This window comes from Bradyrhizobium sp. (assembly GCF_030693485.1).
Classification (GTDB): Bacteria; Pseudomonadota; Alphaproteobacteria; order Rhizobiales; family Xanthobacteraceae; genus Bradyrhizobium.
In genome coordinates this window covers 1-15,818 of record NZ_JAUYAN010000003.1, presented here as the reverse complement: position 1 = coordinate 15,818, position 15,818 = coordinate 1, and the positions used below count along the sequence as shown (strand labels likewise).

Annotated in this window: 23 protein-coding genes and 1 pseudogene; 14 read left to right on the top strand and 10 right to left on the bottom strand. The window is 60.3% G+C overall.

The window, feature by feature from the left end; genetic code table 11:
* The 3 genes from Q8N40_RS00200 to soxY form a co-directional block, all read right to left on the bottom strand.
* Positions 1–474, bottom strand: a 474-nt coding sequence (locus Q8N40_RS00200; protein WP_305710379.1) for a twin-arginine translocation signal domain-containing protein, incomplete at its 3' end; no start/stop codon positions are given.
* Positions 475–570: 96 nt separating this feature from the next.
* The gene (soxZ, locus tag Q8N40_RS00195) at positions 571–903 is read right to left on the bottom strand and encodes a thiosulfate oxidation carrier complex protein SoxZ (RefSeq protein ID WP_305322502.1); all 333 of its coding nucleotides are present in this window, start codon (positions 901–903) and stop codon (positions 571–573) included.
* A gap of 41 nt (positions 904–944) precedes the next feature.
* Positions 945–1,409 carry a thiosulfate oxidation carrier protein SoxY gene (soxY, locus tag Q8N40_RS00190; protein ID WP_305322501.1) on the bottom strand — a complete coding sequence of 155 codons (465 nt, stop codon included), beginning with the start codon at positions 1,407–1,409 and terminating at the stop codon, positions 945–947.
* A 182-nt stretch (positions 1,410–1,591) separates the two neighbouring features.
* Between soxY and soxA the strand changes: the two genes are divergently transcribed.
* The 3 genes from soxA to Q8N40_RS00175 are packed head-to-tail and all read left to right on the top strand — an operon-like array spanning position 1,592 to position 3,634.
* Positions 1,592–2,413 (top strand): sulfur oxidation c-type cytochrome SoxA, encoded by an 822-nt coding sequence (gene soxA / locus Q8N40_RS00185; RefSeq protein ID WP_305710378.1) that lies wholly within the window; start codon positions 1,592–1,594, stop codon positions 2,411–2,413.
* An 11-nt stretch (positions 2,414–2,424) separates the two neighbouring features.
* Complete coding sequence (gene soxX, locus Q8N40_RS00180) at positions 2,425–3,075, top strand: sulfur oxidation c-type cytochrome SoxX (protein WP_305320748.1); 651 nt, start codon at positions 2,425–2,427, stop codon at positions 3,073–3,075.
* A gap of 58 nt (positions 3,076–3,133) precedes the next feature.
* Entirely contained in the window at positions 3,134–3,634 is a 501-nt protein-coding gene (locus Q8N40_RS00175; protein ID WP_305320747.1) for a heme-binding protein, read from the top strand.
* A 30-nt stretch (positions 3,635–3,664) separates the two neighbouring features.
* Here the strand turns inward: Q8N40_RS00175 and Q8N40_RS00170 are convergent, their stop codons facing one another.
* Both Q8N40_RS00170 and Q8N40_RS00165 read right to left on the bottom strand, forming a co-directional pair.
* Entirely contained in the window at positions 3,665–4,252 is a 588-nt protein-coding gene (locus Q8N40_RS00170) for a thioredoxin family protein (RefSeq protein ID WP_305710377.1), read from the bottom strand.
* Between the two features lie 22 nt (positions 4,253–4,274).
* Positions 4,275–5,018 (bottom strand): cytochrome c biogenesis CcdA family protein, encoded by a 744-nt coding sequence (locus tag Q8N40_RS00165; protein ID WP_305320745.1) that lies wholly within the window; start codon positions 5,016–5,018, stop codon positions 4,275–4,277.
* A 50-nt stretch (positions 5,019–5,068) separates the two neighbouring features.
* Between Q8N40_RS00165 and Q8N40_RS00160 the strand changes: the two genes are divergently transcribed.
* The 3 genes from Q8N40_RS00160 to Q8N40_RS00150 all read left to right on the top strand — a co-directional run bounded on the left by Q8N40_RS00160 (position 5,069) and on the right by Q8N40_RS00150 (position 7,069).
* Positions 5,069–5,488: a thioredoxin family protein gene (locus Q8N40_RS00160; RefSeq protein ID WP_305710376.1), complete on the top strand. Its 420-nt coding sequence runs from the start codon at positions 5,069–5,071 to the stop codon at positions 5,486–5,488.
* Positions 5,489–5,503: 15 nt separating this feature from the next.
* Positions 5,504–5,881, top strand: a complete 378-nt coding sequence (locus Q8N40_RS00155; RefSeq protein WP_305710375.1) for a metalloregulator ArsR/SmtB family transcription factor — start codon at positions 5,504–5,506, stop codon at positions 5,879–5,881.
* Between the two features lie 78 nt (positions 5,882–5,959).
* The gene (locus Q8N40_RS00150) at positions 5,960–7,069 is read left to right on the top strand and encodes a YeeE/YedE family protein (RefSeq protein WP_305710374.1); all 1,110 of its coding nucleotides are present in this window, start codon (positions 5,960–5,962) and stop codon (positions 7,067–7,069) included.
* A gap of 24 nt (positions 7,070–7,093) precedes the next feature.
* Here the strand turns inward: Q8N40_RS00150 and Q8N40_RS00145 are convergent, their stop codons facing one another.
* A complete protein-coding gene (locus Q8N40_RS00145) occupies positions 7,094–7,666 on the bottom strand; it encodes an outer membrane protein (protein WP_305710373.1) in 573 nt (190 codons plus the stop codon).
* Here Q8N40_RS00145 and Q8N40_RS00140 point away from each other — a divergent pair.
* The 4 genes from Q8N40_RS00140 (at position 7,644) to Q8N40_RS00125 (ending at position 9,306) form a co-directional block, all read left to right on the top strand.
* The gene (locus Q8N40_RS00140; RefSeq protein ID WP_305710372.1) at positions 7,644–7,994 is read left to right on the top strand and encodes a hypothetical protein; all 351 of its coding nucleotides are present in this window, start codon (positions 7,644–7,646) and stop codon (positions 7,992–7,994) included. The two genes, Q8N40_RS00145 and Q8N40_RS00140, sit on opposite strands and share 23 nt — an antisense overlap.
* A 51-nt stretch (positions 7,995–8,045) precedes the next feature.
* Positions 8,046–8,309 carry a hypothetical protein gene (locus tag Q8N40_RS00135; protein WP_305710371.1) on the top strand — a complete coding sequence of 88 codons (264 nt, stop codon included), beginning with the start codon at positions 8,046–8,048 and terminating at the stop codon, positions 8,307–8,309.
* A gap of 357 nt (positions 8,310–8,666) precedes the next feature.
* Positions 8,667–8,873 (top strand): hypothetical protein, encoded by a 207-nt coding sequence (locus Q8N40_RS00130; RefSeq protein WP_304741044.1) that lies wholly within the window; start codon positions 8,667–8,669, stop codon positions 8,871–8,873.
* A 223-nt stretch (positions 8,874–9,096) separates the two neighbouring features.
* Entirely contained in the window at positions 9,097–9,306 is a 210-nt protein-coding gene (locus Q8N40_RS00125) for a cold-shock protein (RefSeq protein WP_291869870.1), read from the top strand.
* A gap of 168 nt (positions 9,307–9,474) precedes the next feature.
* On the opposite strand, the gene Q8N40_RS00120 is transcribed toward Q8N40_RS00125, so the two are convergent.
* On the bottom strand, positions 9,475–10,638 hold the full coding sequence (locus Q8N40_RS00120) for a hypothetical protein (protein WP_305321623.1): 1,164 nt from the start codon (positions 10,636–10,638) through the stop codon (positions 9,475–9,477).
* 340 nt (positions 10,639–10,978) lie between these two features.
* Here Q8N40_RS00120 and Q8N40_RS00115 point away from each other — a divergent pair, with 340 nt between their 5' ends.
* A complete protein-coding gene (locus Q8N40_RS00115; protein ID WP_305710370.1) occupies positions 10,979–11,602 on the top strand; it encodes a LuxR C-terminal-related transcriptional regulator in 624 nt (207 codons plus the stop codon).
* Positions 11,603–11,794: 192 nt separating this feature from the next.
* Here the strand turns inward: Q8N40_RS00115 and Q8N40_RS00110 are convergent, their stop codons facing one another.
* The 3 genes from Q8N40_RS00110 to Q8N40_RS00100 all read right to left on the bottom strand — a co-directional run bounded on the left by Q8N40_RS00110 (position 11,795) and on the right by Q8N40_RS00100 (position 13,714).
* Complete coding sequence (locus Q8N40_RS00110) at positions 11,795–12,043, bottom strand: hypothetical protein (RefSeq protein WP_305710369.1); 249 nt, start codon at positions 12,041–12,043, stop codon at positions 11,795–11,797.
* A gap of 270 nt (positions 12,044–12,313) precedes the next feature.
* On the bottom strand, positions 12,314–12,706 hold the full coding sequence (locus Q8N40_RS00105) for a response regulator (protein WP_304866445.1): 393 nt from the start codon (positions 12,704–12,706) through the stop codon (positions 12,314–12,316).
* A 282-nt stretch (positions 12,707–12,988) separates the two neighbouring features.
* Positions 12,989–13,714, bottom strand: a complete 726-nt coding sequence (locus tag Q8N40_RS00100) for a Crp/Fnr family transcriptional regulator (protein WP_305321619.1) — start codon at positions 13,712–13,714, stop codon at positions 12,989–12,991.
* A 643-nt stretch (positions 13,715–14,357) separates the two neighbouring features.
* Here Q8N40_RS00100 and Q8N40_RS00095 point away from each other — a divergent pair.
* From Q8N40_RS00095 to Q8N40_RS00085, 3 genes and pseudogenes are all read left to right on the top strand, one after another.
* Positions 14,358–14,774 (top strand): response regulator, encoded by a 417-nt coding sequence (locus Q8N40_RS00095; RefSeq protein WP_305321618.1) that lies wholly within the window; start codon positions 14,358–14,360, stop codon positions 14,772–14,774.
* 144 nt (positions 14,775–14,918) lie between these two features.
* Complete coding sequence (locus Q8N40_RS00090) at positions 14,919–15,398, top strand: hypothetical protein (RefSeq protein WP_305321617.1); 480 nt, start codon at positions 14,919–14,921, stop codon at positions 15,396–15,398.
* A 225-nt stretch (positions 15,399–15,623) separates the two neighbouring features.
* Positions 15,624–15,818 (top strand): annotated as a pseudogene (locus Q8N40_RS00085) (flagellar protein); the annotation flags it as partial.

Genomic DNA, 15,818 nt, shown 5'->3' with positions numbered 1-15,818 from the left:
CGAAGTCCAGCTGCCCTGCCAAGTGTCGCCGCCATCCAGCAGCAGCACCTTGTCCTGGCCGCGCTCGGCTCGCACGGCGCCGATCAGCGCTGCGATGCGATCCATGCCGCCCATGCGGCCATAGTTGCGCGCCAGCGCCACGAAATCGTCCGATGTCAGCGCGAAGGCGTCCGGCGATCCGGTCGCGATTTTGAAGTGCTCTCGGAATTCGGCATCGGTCACATGCGGCGGTTTTCCCTTCGCCTCACCGACGCCGAGATTGATGGAGGGCTCGCGGAAATGCAGCGGCATCAGTTGCGCGTGGATATCAGTCACATGCAGAATCGTGACCGTCCCCAACGGGTCGAAGCGCGTGATGTCGGCCTGCGACAGGCGCTGCTGGGCGGCCAGTCTCCCGAGTTCGCCGAGCCCGCTGCCGACCAGCAACGCTGACGCCGCCGACGTCGCCTGCAGGAATTCCCGCCTCGATATCATCGATCCACCCTTGCTTGCCCAAACCGGCTCATTGAACCGCAGGAAGGCTCTAGGGGCCTCCTCGAATGCCGGCGCATTACACCGTGGCTGCGGCAATCACGCCGCGACGGTCAGCTTGTTCTTGGAGACGTAATCCGAACCGTCATCGTCCTTCCAGGTGAAGGTGAATTCGCCGCTTTCGACCGCCTTGTAGAAAAACGACTGATAGGGATTGGCCGAAATCGCGGGATTCCAGTCGGCCTCGAACACCGTCTTGCCGTTGAATGCGGCCACGAACTTGTTGATGATCTTGCGCGGGATGGTCTTTCCGGCGGAATCCTTGCGCTGGCCCGATTCCATCTCGTGCGAGATCAGGGTCTTGATTTCGAAGATTTCGCCTGGCTTCACCTGGGCCGGGACGCGAACGCGCGGGGTTGGCTTTGTGGACATGATGAATTCCTGTCAATTTGGATTTTTTCGAGGACGACCGGTCAGCCGCCGCAGCCGCCGATGGTCACCTTCACATTGGCCTTCGCCATATGGAGGTTCCCGTTCGACATTTCCGCTATGCAAATGATGTTCTGGGTTTGCGCCAGCCGCATCCGTGTCGACGCGGAGGCCTTGCCGCAAGCGGGCGTGAACTTGTAGCTGACGATACCAGGCAGCGGATTGCCGTCGGCGAACACATGCACCGCCTTGACGTAATCAGCCTCGGTCATCGGGCTCTCGACCTCGACGTTGACTGGCACCACGAGACCGTTTTCGGCGATCTCGGGCACATCGAGCTTGATCTTGCCGCTCTCGGTTTTCTTGTCGCCGTAAAGCTTCTTGATTTCCGCGGCGACCGCCTGCTCGTCCGCAAAGGACATCTTCGGCGCGAGCAACGCCGCAAACCCGAAGATGGATGCGAGCGCGAGCGCTTCGCGGCGAGTCGTTTCAACCGAATTCCAAACCATATGGGTATCCTCCCGCCGGATCTCTTTGATGCATCCCTGGACGATGAAATCTCTTGACGATTTCAACTTTGATCTATCATGATCCGCAAATATCATTATATCGTTTTTTTTGAATGTAAAGATGCATGGCCGGCAAAAGGCCGCCAGGACCGCACAGACGGTCGTCGAAGGGGAGGACGAGGATGAGACGGGCCGCAATCGGTTCAGTGCTGACCGCTTTTGTGCTGTGCACAATTTCTTTCCATGCGCGCGCGCAGGACGCGAGTGAAAAGGAGATCGAGCGTTATCGCGCCATGATCTCCGACCCCATGTCCAATCCGGGATTTCTCGCGGTCGATCGCGGAGAAATCCTGTGGAGTGAAAAGCGCGGCAGCAAGAACGTCGCGCTCGAAGGCTGCGACCTCGGTCTCGGCGCCGGCAAGCTCGAAGGCGCCTTCGCGAAACTTCCCCGGTATTTCAAGGATGCCGACAAGGTCATGGACCTGGAACAGCGGCTGCTGTGGTGCATGCAGAACATCCAGGGGCTCGATACCAAGGATGTGATCGCGCGCCGGTTTTCCGGACCAGGTCGCGCCTCCGACATGGAAGATCTGGTCGCCTATATCGCCAACAAATCGAATGGCATGAAAATCGACGTGCAACTCGGTCACCCCAAGGAAATGGAGATGGCAGCCGTCGGCGAAGCGCTGTTCTTCAGACGCGGTGGCGTGATGGATTTCGCCTGTGCCACCTGCCATGCCGAGGAAGGCAAGAGAATCCGGCTACAGGGCTTGCCGGACCTCGCGAAGGCCGGCAAGCAGCCGCAGGAGACCATGGGATCGTGGCCGACCTACCGGGTATCGCAAGGCGCGTTGCGCACGATGCAGCATCGGTTGTGGGACTGCTACCGTCAGCAACGCTGGCCGGTTCCGGAGTATGCTTCCGATAGCCTCACCGCGCTGACCGTTTTCCTGAACAAGCAGGCGCTCGGCGGTGAAATCAACGTACCTTCGATCAAACGCTGAGGGAGCGCGCCATGAAATCGATTCTGAAAACCGCTGCGCTCGCTTTCGTTCTCGCCGCCGGGACGGTCGCGCTGCCGCTGACGGCATCTGCGCAAACCGCGAAGAACGCCGTTATCAAGCAACCCGATCCCGCCGTGATCGATGCCTATCTGAAGTCGACCTTCGGCAAGGCCCCGCCCGAATGGCAGGCGAGAATTGAGCCCGATGAGGCTCTGAAGACCTGCAATCAGTTCCGCAACGACGTGCCGTCCGCCGAAGCCGACAAGATCATCCAGCGCGAACTGGCCAAGGTCGTATTTCCCGCGGATGGCAACCTGCTCGGCGACTGGAAGGAAGGCAAGAAGATCGCCAACAATGGCCGCGGCGGGCAGTTCTCCGACGACGAGAAAACCGTGAACGGCGGCAATTGCTATGCCTGCCACCAGTTGGAGCTCAAGGAAGTCAGTTACGGCACGCTCGGCCCGAGTCTGAATTCGTACGGCAAGGACCGCAAATTTGACCCGGCGGAAGCCAAACAGGCTTACACGAAGATCTATAATTCACATGCCGTGGTGGCATGTTCGAACATGCCGCGCTTCGGCGCAAACAAGTTCCTGACGGAAAAGCAGATCAAGGACCTTGTCGCGCTGCTGTTCGATCCGGAATCCCCGGTCAACCAATAGCCGTATCCGGGCCGCCGATCGCTCGGGCCTGCGCCGGCGCATGAAGGAGGACGTAGCCATGGCGTTTCGAAGCTTGGTGCTGGCATCGGCCATTGTCGCGCTGACGGTGCTGCCCGTCCACGCGCAGGAGGCTCTGGTCACCTACAAATTGCTGAGTCCGGAGATCGCGCTGGATTCCGCCCGTGCCGCCCTCGCTGAATGCCGCAAGCGCGGCTACCAGGTGGCGGTGGCGGTCGTCGATCGCTTTGGCGTGACCCAGGTCATGCTGCGCGACCGCTTTGCCGGCGCGCATACCCCCACGACGGCCGCCGGCAAGGCCTGGACCGCGGCGTCCTTCCGCACCGATACGACCGCGCTGATGGCGATCAGCCAGCCGGGCATGCCGCAAGCGGGTCTGCGTAATCTGCCGGGCGCCGTCATTCTCGGCGGCGGCATGGTGATCGAAGGTGGGGGGTCGATGGTCGGCGCCGTCGGCGTTTCGGGCGCGCCGGGAGGCGATGCCGACGATGCCTGCGCCAAGGCCGGGATAGACGCGATCAGGGACAAGCTGGATTTCTAGTCCAGAGCCACCACGGCGCCGAAGAATGGCTCAGGCCTGCTTCCCGAGCCAGTCGGGGAACGACAAGGTGTCGTAGCCCCTCTCCCGCACGTAACGGAACATCGCGAGAAACTCCCGAGGTTCAAGCAACCCCGGCATGCGCACGACCTCGCGCGCTTGTCCGCGCAGGGCAGAAAGCCCCGACGGCTTGTCGGGGAAAAACTGGATCGTCGGCGTAAAGCGAATTCCATAGGCTTCACCGAGCGCTTTCTCGCCCAGCTTGCGGCCATCAAAGTCCGTGACGGTACGCGATCCAATGTGGTTGAGATGCAGAATCTCGAAATTGTCGCGGATATAGTTTTCGATTTTCGGATCAGCCAGATGGACCTCGTGCATCTTTTTGCAGGAAGGGCACCCCTTCAGTCCCCACATGATTGCGAAGCGCTTGCCCTTCCCGGTAGCGGCGGCGAGATCCTCGGAAAGATCGAGGAAACTCTCCAGATACCAATTCAGATGATAGAGTCCATCTTCGCCCAGCTTCGCCGCCGCCACGGCGGGAGCAGCATGAAAACCGATGGCGCCAAACCCCAGTATGGCGAGGGCGTTTCTTCGGTTCAGGCTTTTTCCAGGTTTCAGCATTGCAGCATCCTCTTGCTATCGTTCAGCCGATCGTTCCCAGCGCGGGGAAGGTCTGCAACAGCCAGCCGGCGATGCGCGGCATCGCGCCAGTCAGAAACAGAACGCCCGTCAGCACAAGGCCGGCGCCGATCACCTTTTCGATGAGGTTCATATGGTTGCGCATCCGCCCCATCAGCCGGATGAAATGGCCGGCAAAGAAAGCCGCCAGCAGGAACGGAATCCCGATGCCCAGCGCATAGAAGCCGAGCAACGTGGCTCCGCGCGCTGCTGATCCCTCGACCCCGGCGACGACGAGGATCGCTGCCAGCACAGGCCCGACGCACGGGGTCCAGCCAAAGGCAAAAGCGAGTCCCACGACATAAGCGCCGAGATAGCCGGCGCCGCTGCGCGAAGTCTGGAAACGGGCCTCGCGGTACAGGAAGCCGATTCTGAAGACGCCGAGGAAATGCAGGCCAAGGATCAGGATGACAAGGCCGGCAATCATTCCGAGCGTTTCGAAATGTGCGGTGACGGTTTTCCCAATCAGCGAGGCGGAAGCGCCGAGCGCGACGAACACGGTGGCAAAACCGAGCACGAATGCGAAAGACAAGGCCACCACGCGCCAGTTCCGCCGCGTGACCTGGCCCTGCCCGGATCGCGTCAAATCGTCGAGGCTGATCCCCGCAAGAAAGCAGAGATAGGGCGGCACCAGGGGCAGGATGCAGGGCGAAAGAAAGGACAGCAGACCCGCGCCCAACGCTCCGACCAGGGAAATATTTGAAATCACGGCGTTACCGGCTCTGGCAGATACATGCGAATTCGTCTATATGTAGCACGATGATCGCGAAAACGCTCCTGAAACTTCCGTTGCTTCGTCTGTCCCTGCTGGCGGCGGTGCTTTGGCCGGTGACGTCGGATGCGGCCGAACTCCTGGTGTTTGGGCGCGATGGCTGCGCCTGGTGTCAGAGGTGGGATCGCGAAGTCGGCTCCAGCTATGGCAAGACCGACGAGGCCAGGGTGCTTCCATTGCGTTATGTCAACATCGACAGGCCGCCGGCATCCGGTATCGCGCTCGTTGCGCCGGTGCGTTACACGCCGACTTTTGTGGTGGTGAACAACGGCCGCGAGATCGGACGCATCACCGGCTATGTCAACGACGACGCGTTCTGGGGGTTGCTGAGCATCATCGTGAGCAAGATGGAAACTCCACGACACGAGAACAATCCGAGTTGGGCGATAAATCCCTTGGCAAATTGAAGGCACGCTGACGCCATGACATCGATCCTTTCGGCCGACCTCGAGACGGAACTTCGCGACGGGGCGGAGTATTCACCCGAGCTCGATCAGCTGATGCGCAAGGCGAGAAAAGCCAGCAATTTCCTGAAAGCCCTCTCGCACGAGAACCGGCTCCTGCTGCTTTGCCTGCTGGCAGAGCGTGAACGGTCAGTGACGGAGCTCGAGAACATTCTTTCATTGCGCCAGTCCGCCGTTTCCCAGCAACTGGCGCGCCTGCGCTACGACGGCATGGTCGACACGAGACGCGACGGCAAGACTATTTACTACAGTCTTGCCAACGAGGATGTGCGTCGCGTGATTTCGGTCGTTTACGACATCTTCTGCGCAACGGCGGTTGCTGACGCCAATAAATAGACTGCCGCGCGGCAGTGTGGTGATCTGGCCGCGCGGTAAATGCCGAGCGAGCCATGCGCCGGATCCGGGGGAGACGCCATGCAGAACCTGTCTGGCTGGATGCTCGTGCTGGCTGGATTTGCCATCGGCGGAGCTGCAGGATTTGCCGTACGCCACGCCAGGCTATGTTCATTTGGAGCCATCGAGGACGCGCTGATGGGCGGCGACAGCCGTCGCCTGCGAATTTTCGGGCTCGCGCTCGGGATCGCAATTCTCGGAACGCAGGCGTTGATCATCGGCGGCCTTCTGGACCCGGAACTTACAAGCTACGCGCCGGCGGCCCTTCCCTTGATCGCGATTCTGATCGGCAGTGTGATGTTCGGGACCGGAATGGCATTGGTCGGGACCTGCGGCTTCGGTTCGCTGGTGCGACTGGGGACAGGCGACCTGCGCAGCCTGATAGTGATCCTCATCCTCGGCCTGTCCGCCTATGCCACGCTACGCGGCGCGTTCGCCAGCTTTCGCATTACAGTTCTGGAAGGCATTTTCATTGCCATGCCGGACGGCGCGCGGTCCGACGTGGCCTCGCTGACGACGCACGCTCTGGGCCTGGATGTCCGAGCCGCGATCGCTTTGATCGCAGGTGGCGCCCTTTGCTGGCTTGCACTTAGCGACCGGAGGTTGAGGCGCACGCCGCGCCTGCTGTCGGCCGGAATCGCCCTGGGTCTTCTGACGGTGGCAGCATGGGTCGCGACTTCCTGGCTCGGAGACGATCTCGACCATCCGGTTCGTCCGCAAAGCCTGACGTTCGTGTCGACGGTCGGAAAGGCGATCTATGCGGGACTGCTGAATACCACGAATTTCGTGGATTTCGGAGTCGGCAGCGTGTTCGGTGTCGTCACGGGATCCTGGCTCGCGGCGTGGAGAGTGGGCGAACTACGATGGGAGGCCTTCGACGATGACCACGAAATGCGTCGCCATCTTTGCGGCGCCGCCCTGATGGGAATTGGTGGAATCCTCGCCGGAGGTTGCACCATCGGTCAAGGCATCACTGCCGGATCGATGCTGTCGCTGTCCTGGCCGTTTGCCGTAGGCGGAATGGTCCTCGGCGCGCGAATGGGCATCGCCACGCTGGTCGACAGCACGCCGAAAGAAATGATTCGACGCGGCTGGGCTCATTTGCGCAGCAGAACCTATTTGCCAAAATAGGAGCGCGCACAAGCGTGGCCCGCTCTAGCGGTGATCGCCGAAGCCAGACGGAGAGGTGCCGGGTAGCCCGAGTGAATTGATGCGGCCCGGCTGTTGAGTGTAGCCGACCCCGAGTGACAGGCTGAGATTCGATGCCGGCTGGAATTCGATGCCCGCATTCACGCTGTAGCCAGGCAGCGTGCTGGACCTGGAGTCGAAGGAGGCAAAAGGATCGCCGATGCCGGCGCTGTATTTCAAGGTATTGAAACCGGCATAGACCGTGACGGGCAGATTGCCGACGGTTTGGAAGTTATAGCCGAACTGCACGCCTTCGTAATGAAGCGAGCGGGCAGTACCGAACGCGCCATCCCGATTGACGCTCAAGCCCATGGCGCCACTCTCGGCGCCGATGAACCAGCCGTTCGGAAAATTGTAGCGCATAGGGGAAAAGCCGCTGCGGGCACCACTGCGGTCAAAGCTCGGAAAGTTGCCGTAGGTGTTCGGACCCGCGCCGTCGGTCAGATCGCCACCGAAGCCGAGCGGCCAGCTTGGGATCCAATATGTTACAGGGGTGGCTTGGGCGTGAGCGGTTCGCGTGCCCAGGCAGAGTGCCGCCAAGAGCAACGTCGAGAGCAACGTCGAGATCAACACGACACCTAGTCTGATTGATAAACTGGACATCCGTGCTACCGCCAAGTGTGATGAAACCATACCCGCCGGATACCAAGAACGCCAGAGTGCGGCGCTGATAGCTGTCGCAGGGCGTGGCAAGTTTACCTTCGTTGCACGTCACGCGGGAAATCATCACCCCACGCACTCTGAAATACGCGAGCTCTATTGGTCGGCGGCCATGCTCAACGGAACAATGATCGTCGTATCCGTGAAGCGGCCACGCCACAGCGACTGCGTGATTGCGATCACATCGCATGGCATCGAGCCGGTCTAGGTTTCGATCACAGCAGGGCGATCCTCGCGCTGCATGAATCGGGAGATGACCATGACAAGCACCAGGAAGTTCATTTTGTCGGCGATTGCCGTTCTCGCGCTAAGCACGGCCTCGCTGTCGATCAATAGTGCGGCGATCGCCGGTGGCCACGGCCACGGCCATGGCCATGGGCACGGACATAAACATGGTCATGGCCATCACCATCACTTCCACGGCCACGGCCACGGCCACCACGATCACCACCACTTCTATCGTCGCGGCAGCTGCTGGAAGCTGACGTCGTTTGGCTTGGTCAATTTCTGCTCGATCTATTGATCGGGTGCCGCGCAACGGAACTCGCCCGGGCCTTGAAGCGGGCGAGTTTTCAAAACCAACCGAATTGATGGTTGATTCAGGCCCGCAGGGTCCTTGATGTCGGTCGCAGGGTTCTTTCCTGCCGCAACGCTCAATCCAGCCAGCCGACGGTAATGGAACCCTGACCAGCTCGGTAATACCGACATCGTCCATTGTTTGGTTAACGCCCCAGTCCGTTCCAGCAATCCGCGAATATGTAGAAACATCAAGATAATCAGCCGGTTCCCCGCTGTCCGGGCGGTCGCGCCAGGCAACGAAGTTAGTTGCGTTTTTGACCCATTGCGCCTAAAAGCCCGTTCTCACCGGAAAAATCAGGCGATGGCCCACAATTACGCAATCAACGACGATGTCCACCACCAGTTGCAGGGCCCGCAGGGCCGCGCCGTGGTGAAGCAGCGCAGCATCTATACCATCGTCACCTGTCTGCCGATCGAGGCTGACGGCCGGCCGCGCTATCGCATCAAGAGCAAGACCGAGAACGTCGAGCGTGTCGTGACCGAGGAACAGATCAGCCGACTCGGCTGATTTGATCCGCGGCCGTTGCTTTCGTTAGCGTTTTGTCATGTTGGCGGGATTCGCTTGCTATTTCGGGCAGAGCCGTGTAAACGCCTGCCATTCGAACAATCGATCTGCCTTGTTGAACGCGCCGAACCGGCTCCACTCCCCAAGACATCGCTGAAATCGGATTTACGCTCGCGCGAAGGTCGTGCGGGCATCTCGCGCATTCGCGCATCTTGGAGAAACTCAAATGTCTACCGGAACAGTTAAGTGGTTCAACGCGACCAAGGGCTTCGGCTTCATTCAGCCTGACGACGGCGGCAACGACGTGTTCGTGCACATCAGCGCCGTCGAGCGCGCCGGCATGGGCTCGCTCAACGAAGGCCAGAAGCTTTCGTACGAAGCGAAGGTCGACAGCATGCGCGGCAAGACCAGCGCGGAAAACCTCCGCGCCATGTAACGCAGATCGATCCCGCCGATTTCCGCGGATGTACCGGAATCACAGGGATCGTTAGGCGATGCCAGCGACATGAAAATCAGGGCCCGCCGGTCAAACGGCGGGCTTTTTCGTGGGCGGCGGGGTGACACGACAAACTGACTTGACGATCAAAAAGCCGGTATCGGCGCTTCAGCCTGCGCCGACCAGCTTCCGGCAAAAGGCCGCACCGCCGGCGAGGGCATCGCGTCCCTTCCAGGCCAGATAGGTCAGGCGGCCGGAGAGCGATTGATGGCCGCGCAGGCTGCGCGATCCCAGCACGTGGCCGACATTGTCGGGAAACCGGCTCACTTCCGCCTCGACGAGGGTTGCCGTCGCGCCGATGAGATCCTCCAGTCTTTGTCCCCATTCGGATTGGTCAAGCTGATCGATGCGGACCCGCAGGGCGTATTCGGTGTCGTAGATCTCGGTCAGGATTTCCTTTGCGACCAGCACCCGGTTGTTTTTCAGGGCCACGCGCAACGCCGTTCGGCTGTTGTCCAGCCGATCCAGTACCATCGAGACCGTGATCGCATAGGGCGCGGCGGCGATGTCGACGGCGTTCTTGCTCGGCGCGGCCTTGGTGGCGAGGCGGATCAGCTGCCATGGAGTCTTCAACCGCCTGGCCACCAAAGCCAGCGCAAAGGGCAGCGCGTCGGCGTGCTGCTTTTCGAACAGCTTCAGCAGGGATTCAACCTTGGCGACGAGTGTATCGCTGAATTCCGTGATCTTGACCGGAAGGGCATCGTTGAATTTGGCCAGCGCGACGCGTGCGCGCATCGCGCAAAGGATCTTGGGCAGGTCGTGAGGGGCCGACCGCGCCGTCGTATAGGTCGCGAGCTTGACCTGGGCCTGAATGACCGCGTCCGGCGAGCCCAGCGTGTTCTCCAGCGATTTCACCACCTTGGTCTGGAACGTATCCACAACCCGCTGGGCCTCCCGTTGATTGTCGGAGGAGATCAGCTTGTTCATCGCGGTGGCATAGTCGCGCGTCATGGTCGGCAGCAGATCCCGGCTGATCCATTCCCAGATCGGAGACAACGAGCCGCGCGATATTCGCCCTGAATTCGCATGGTCCGGATCGGCGTCGATCAGCAACGGCTCCAGCGGAGCAAAAAACAATCGCGAAGGATGGCTGGCACGACTTGCATTCGACCCATCCGCGCGGAACTCGGCGCGCAATTTTTCCAGCACCGGCGCGGCACCTGGAATCTCCGAGCCGCAAACTTCCAGCCGCTCGAGCTCGGTCAGCAGGCTGCCGCGCGTCACCGGCGTCAGTCGCTGCAGGAACTCCTGGATCCGGTCGCTCAGTGCCATTGCAGTCCGGGTTTTCGCGCGCGATTAAAATCTGTCTCAGCGATTGGCCTGTCGCGTGCAGGCGCAAACGTGGTGACATGGAACCATGAAAACAGTTGGCGTCAGATTAAGAAGTAAAACCGATACCCGTGTTTCTACGGGCCAAGCGCCCGTACCGACGCTACTGTTTCTCTCAGTATAACTACTGGGATTCTAACGGGCATCGCGCGTTTACGGCGCAATTCGCGCGATCTGACGCAGAATCGTCGCATGCGTCGACCGTGGGCTCTCGTAAATTCACCGTAGTCTTACTAGGTACAAAATTAACCATCAAACAGCAGAGGGTTGTTAAACAAATTGCATGTCGCAGCAGGAAAACCGAATCGCTGATTCGCCCCTTTCAAAGTGGGCGGAAGGCAATGAGCTGATCGGCAGCGAGGATCTTGAAATCGTCCGGCTGTCGGCGGCGCGAACCAAGGCGATGGATGAAGCGGGAGCTGCGATCGCGCGCCAGCTCAACGGGCCATTGACCGCGCTGCTGCTTTACATGGGCGAAATCAAGCAACACAGCCACCAGCTCACGCAAACCGATGGTAATCGGGCTTACCTGCAGCAAGTGGTGGAGAATGCGCTTCAGCAAACCGAGCGCGTCTGCGCCATGATGAAGCAGATGGCCGGCCCGCACGAGGAATCCGTTACCGTGCCAGGCCGCGCAACTGGCTGGGAGATGCGTACCAGCCGGTCCAAGAATCGGACACCCGGTGTCATGTTCGCATCGGAGCCCGGTCAGAAGCCGCTGACGAAGCGGGAGCGCGAGGTCTTGAATTTCATCAGTGAAGGGTGCTCCAACAAGGAGGGCGCTTTGCGGATGCGCATCAGCCCGCGGACTTTCGAGAGCCATCGCGCTGAGGCGATGCGAAAGCTCGGCGCGCGAAACACCGCGGATCTTGTCCGCACTGCGCTGCTGCATCCGAGTGGTGTCTGACACCGGACCACGCGGCGTGCCGATGATCCGTCATCGCCCGTACGCGATCATGCGCCTGACGGCTTCAGTTCCGGATTTTTCGACAAAGCTGTGAGGCTGGCGATGCCCTGGCCGGCAAGTCTATGGCCGGCAAGTCCATGGGACGATGATGCCAGGACATCGATGACTTGAAATACCCGGGCATTCTGCCGCTCAGTAAAAGTCTTCCACGAAGGCATGAACGCGAGGCGCCGGTCGCAGCGTCTCGGCCTTGATCTTGGGTTCGCTCGGGACGATCGTGATGGTCCACTGCGTCGGGATGCTCGACTTGCTCTCCAGCACCGAGCGCACGTGGCCGGTGATTGTCGATCCGGCGGATCGGATCGTCGCGGTTCTGCCGTTGAACTGCGCGATACGAAAACGCCTGACTTCTTTCTGGTCGGTCGTTTCAAACGTAAACATGAAGTTCTCCTCTGTTCACGCAATATCGCCGCTTATTGTTATCCGTGTATGAAAATCCCACGCCGTAGTAGTACTGCCGCGCCGCACCGGTGGTGCGGCGGCGGGGAGCGCGACAGGCCGTTGGGATCTATTCGCGCAGGGGCAAGAAGGGCCCGCAAATGGCGGGGGAGCGCACGAACCCGCTGCCGTCGCGCCGGTGAGGGCCACATCGACGAGGATCGCGGCCTGTTCTTTCGTCCTGAAAATGCCGATTGGATCGGGTGCGGTGTGTTACCCGGCCGACCCGGGAAATACCGCTTCCATCTTGGTCTTCAGCGTGGCGGCATTGAACGGCTTGACGATGTAGTTGCTGACGCCGGCCTTCTTCGCGGCAATGACGTTTTCGGTCTTCGACTCCGCGGTGATCATGATGAAGGGGGTCTGCGAAAGTTCGGGGCTGGCGCGAACTTCCCTGAGCAGGTCATAGCCGGTCATCGGCTCCATGTTCCAGTCGGAAATCACCAGGCCGTACTTCTTGCCCTGCATCTTGGCGAGCGCGGCCGATCCATCGCTGGCGTCATCCACGTTCTCGAAGCCTAGCTGCTTCAGAAGGTTGCGGATGATCCGGATCATGGTGTTGTAGTCATCGACCACCAGGATCGGCATCGATAAGTCAAAGGCCATGTGGTTGCTCCGCGCTATCAGTAAATCGCCGGCACAGGTGAGATGTCCGCAGCATGCGAAGGAAACTATCCGATGCTTTTCTAGAATTCACGCCCGTCAGCACCGTGACAACTACCAGCGCTCATTGAACAGCCCGTTAATTCCGGCTGAATTAATATTCCAGGCCGCCAGGCTTCCTTGCGGGATATCCCGTAATTATACGGATTCGGCCACGATCGTCATGCGCGAGGCCCCGCGGCCCCCTCGCAGATCGGACAGGACCATTCGCTCCCGGCAAGCCGTCTAGATGCGCTCACGCCCGCAGCGCGGATGAATCAGCCTCTCGTACTGGGCCTTCACGGTGGCATAGCATTCGCAGGAAGTCTTGCTGAGGCCGTCGAAGTCGGTGATCTCGATATGCCCCCGGCTATAGTGGATGAATTTGGCCTGCTGCAGCGTGTTGGCCACCAGCGATACGCTGTTGCGGCGCGCGCCGATCATCTGCGCCATCGATTCCTGGGTCAGGACGAGGTTGTTGCTGCCCGACAGGTCGCGCGTGTGCAGCAGGCATCGCGCCAGCCGGGACTCCACCGTGTGCGCGGCGTTGCATCCGGCGGTCTGCTGGATCTGCGCGTACACCGCCAGTCCATGCCGCACCAGCGTCGTCCGGAACGTCGCGCTCTGCTCGGCGGCGGTCCGAACACGATCGATATCAAGCGTCGAGGCGGTGCCCGGCACCAGCACGACGGCGCCGTTCAGCGCCGTCGGTTCGCCCAGCGCAGAGAACGTGCCGAAGATGCTATCGCGGCCGACCATCGCGATCTGAACGCTTTCTCCCTTCGAAAGCTTCACCACAAGGGAGATCACGCCCTTGTGCGGAAGGTATGCACGCTTGAGTGTTTCGTCGACCTCCACCAACACGGATTCCTGAACCAGATCGACGGTACGCAAATACGGACGGATCAATTCGAAATCGTCTGCGGCCAGCGATGCCAGGAAGCCGTTGGGTGAACGATAAGCCGAGTCCAAAAGACCCTCCTGCCCTGAGGGGGAGCGCACCGGTCTCAGGGTCGCCGACGCCTATGTACGGTATCCGACTAAAACATAGGCCGCAACTACTGGTTGGTTGAATGCGGGACAGACGGCAAAGGCAGGCGCCACTTGATCATCCATTCGTCAGTGCGCCGTTGCTGTCTGATCATGCATGAAAGGTGAGCCAGGCATTTCGCGTCGGAAAGTCGCCCACGGGTTCCTATACACGGCAAGGGGCAGACGGCCGGCTGCATTGAGGCGGAAATAAGAATAACGCGCTGATTCGCGGTGGCGAAATTTACAGTACGATCAATACAGAAGTTGGTTGAACACGTAATGCCTGTCGGAGGCCGAGCCTCATCGAAGGTACGTTGCCACGCTGGCCGCAGTTACCGACGCGGTGTCGGAGAAGTCTACACACGGATCGAAGGAGGGCGTTTTTGCAGATTGAGGCTTTCAGGCTTCGAACGTCGACAAGGCGTGATGCGTGGTGTCCCTAAGAAAATTCGAGATTGAAGTGGCGTTCGTCTCGCGACGTCGGCCGGTTTGCGTTTCAACTCGTAACGGGAGAGACCCGCTTGCATCACGATTCCGAAATTGCCGAAATATCGAAGATACAACCCAGCCTCAGGGGGCTCTCATGCCACGTGTTCTCGTTGTCGATGACGATCCAATGGTCTGCATGGCCATTGAGATCTATCTCGAGCGCCACAGCTTTCAGGTAACCATCGCTGACGGTGGAGAAGCCGGACTACGCGCGCTGGAAGGCGCGACATTCGACCTGATGATTGTCGACATCTTCATGCCGCATATGCGCGGCTTCGAGTCGATCAGGATATTCCACGAACGCGCACCTACGGTTCCGCTGATCGCGATGTCCGGTTACGCCTTTGCCAATCTGGCCTCGCCGGCTCCCGATTTCCTGAGGATGGCGCTCGAACTCGGTGCAACCCGCTGCCTGCGCAAGCCGTTCACGCCGTCGGCGCTGCTGGCGGTCATAAACGAATGCATGGCAGAAGCGCAGTCCCGCTTCGCGAGCGTCGTTCAGTTGAGATAGCAGCCCCTGCTTGTTGCAGCAGACAGGCGATGCCGGGACCAAACGACATGCTTCGGAAATCCCTGCCGGCTGAAGGCGCCGAAGCGCAAATTTGCCGAGCCAGGCGGATGGAGATTGTCGGTCAGTTGACCGGCGGCGTCGTGCTTGTCGTGCGACCAGCCCTCGCAGCCTCGCAACGTCGATCCCGCTTCACTGCTGGCCGACGCGCAGCGGTTGCTTCGGCCCACGCTGAGTGAGCAGATCGATATCAGCTCAGAGCCGGTGACCGGCGTGCACCTGGTTCTGGCCGATCCCTTTCGGCTGATGGCCGCGATGCTCAATCTCGCGATCCTGGCGCGCGAGGCCATGTCGGGTGGCGGCAAGCTCGGCTTCAAGGCAGGTCGCGCCGACCTGGAGATATCGGCGGAAGATTTTGTCATGATCGTCGTCAGCGCCTCCGGCCACGGCGTCGCAGGGCACCCGGAGCCGGCGTTCGCCGACCTCGGCATTGTCGAGGATATCGTCAGGCAATCCGGCGGCCATCTCGAAGTCCGCAGCGAGGCCGGTCGCGGATCGTCGGTCAGAATGTATCTGCCTCGCGCCAACGCCGTCGCTCGGTCGCCTCCGGTCGGCGCGACTGAATGATCTTCCCGATGCTGAAGTCGTTGTGATGCAACGGTTACTGCCGCGTCGTCATGGCGAAAATCGTTCCGCAGATCAATCGGCGCGGCGCCGTCTATTCGCGTTTCTGGGTATTTGTACGGAGTGGGTATTTAACGAACAGGTAGCACGCGGAGGAACAGTGTGGCCCGTTGCCGAAGAATAAGCGGCGACGTGTAAAAGTGTAAACATCCAGAAGGATCAAACAGTATGTCCGGCATTGTTCTCTCGTCCTCCGTCCGCCAGAATTTGCTTTCATTGCAATCGACCGCCGATCTGCTCGCCACCACGCAGAGCCGCCTCTCGACCGGCAAGAAAGTGAATACCGCGCTCGACAACCCCACCAACTTCTTCACCGCCCAGTCGCTCGATGGCCGCGCCAGCGACATCAGCAACCTGCTCGAC

Coding starts and splice junctions, on each gene's coding strand:
- soxZ (WP_305322502.1), bottom strand. CDS start 903: ATGTCCACAAAGCCAACCCCGCGCGTTCGCGTCCCGGCCCAGGTGAAG.
- soxY (WP_305322501.1), bottom strand. CDS start 1,409: ATGGTTTGGAATTCGGTTGAAACGACTCGCCGCGAAGCGCTCGCGCTC.
- soxA (WP_305710378.1), top strand. CDS start 1,592: ATGAGACGGGCCGCAATCGGTTCAGTGCTGACCGCTTTTGTGCTGTGC.
- soxX (WP_305320748.1), top strand. CDS start 2,425: ATGAAATCGATTCTGAAAACCGCTGCGCTCGCTTTCGTTCTCGCCGCC.
- Q8N40_RS00175 (WP_305320747.1), top strand. CDS start 3,134: ATGGCGTTTCGAAGCTTGGTGCTGGCATCGGCCATTGTCGCGCTGACG.
- Q8N40_RS00170 (WP_305710377.1), bottom strand. CDS start 4,252: ATGCTGAAACCTGGAAAAAGCCTGAACCGAAGAAACGCCCTCGCCATA.
- Q8N40_RS00160 (WP_305710376.1), top strand. CDS start 5,069: ATGATCGCGAAAACGCTCCTGAAACTTCCGTTGCTTCGTCTGTCCCTG.
- Q8N40_RS00155 (WP_305710375.1), top strand. CDS start 5,504: ATGACATCGATCCTTTCGGCCGACCTCGAGACGGAACTTCGCGACGGG.
- Q8N40_RS00150 (WP_305710374.1), top strand. CDS start 5,960: ATGCAGAACCTGTCTGGCTGGATGCTCGTGCTGGCTGGATTTGCCATC.
- Q8N40_RS00135 (WP_305710371.1), top strand. CDS start 8,046: ATGACAAGCACCAGGAAGTTCATTTTGTCGGCGATTGCCGTTCTCGCG.
- Q8N40_RS00130 (WP_304741044.1), top strand. CDS start 8,667: ATGGCCCACAATTACGCAATCAACGACGATGTCCACCACCAGTTGCAG.
- Q8N40_RS00125 (WP_291869870.1), top strand. CDS start 9,097: ATGTCTACCGGAACAGTTAAGTGGTTCAACGCGACCAAGGGCTTCGGC.
- Q8N40_RS00120 (WP_305321623.1), bottom strand. CDS start 10,638: ATGGCACTGAGCGACCGGATCCAGGAGTTCCTGCAGCGACTGACGCCG.
- Q8N40_RS00115 (WP_305710370.1), top strand. CDS start 10,979: ATGTCGCAGCAGGAAAACCGAATCGCTGATTCGCCCCTTTCAAAGTGG.
- Q8N40_RS00110 (WP_305710369.1), bottom strand. CDS start 12,043: ATGTTTACGTTTGAAACGACCGACCAGAAAGAAGTCAGGCGTTTTCGT.
- Q8N40_RS00105 (WP_304866445.1), bottom strand. CDS start 12,706: ATGGCCTTTGACTTATCGATGCCGATCCTGGTGGTCGATGACTACAAC.
- Q8N40_RS00095 (WP_305321618.1), top strand. CDS start 14,358: ATGCCACGTGTTCTCGTTGTCGATGACGATCCAATGGTCTGCATGGCC.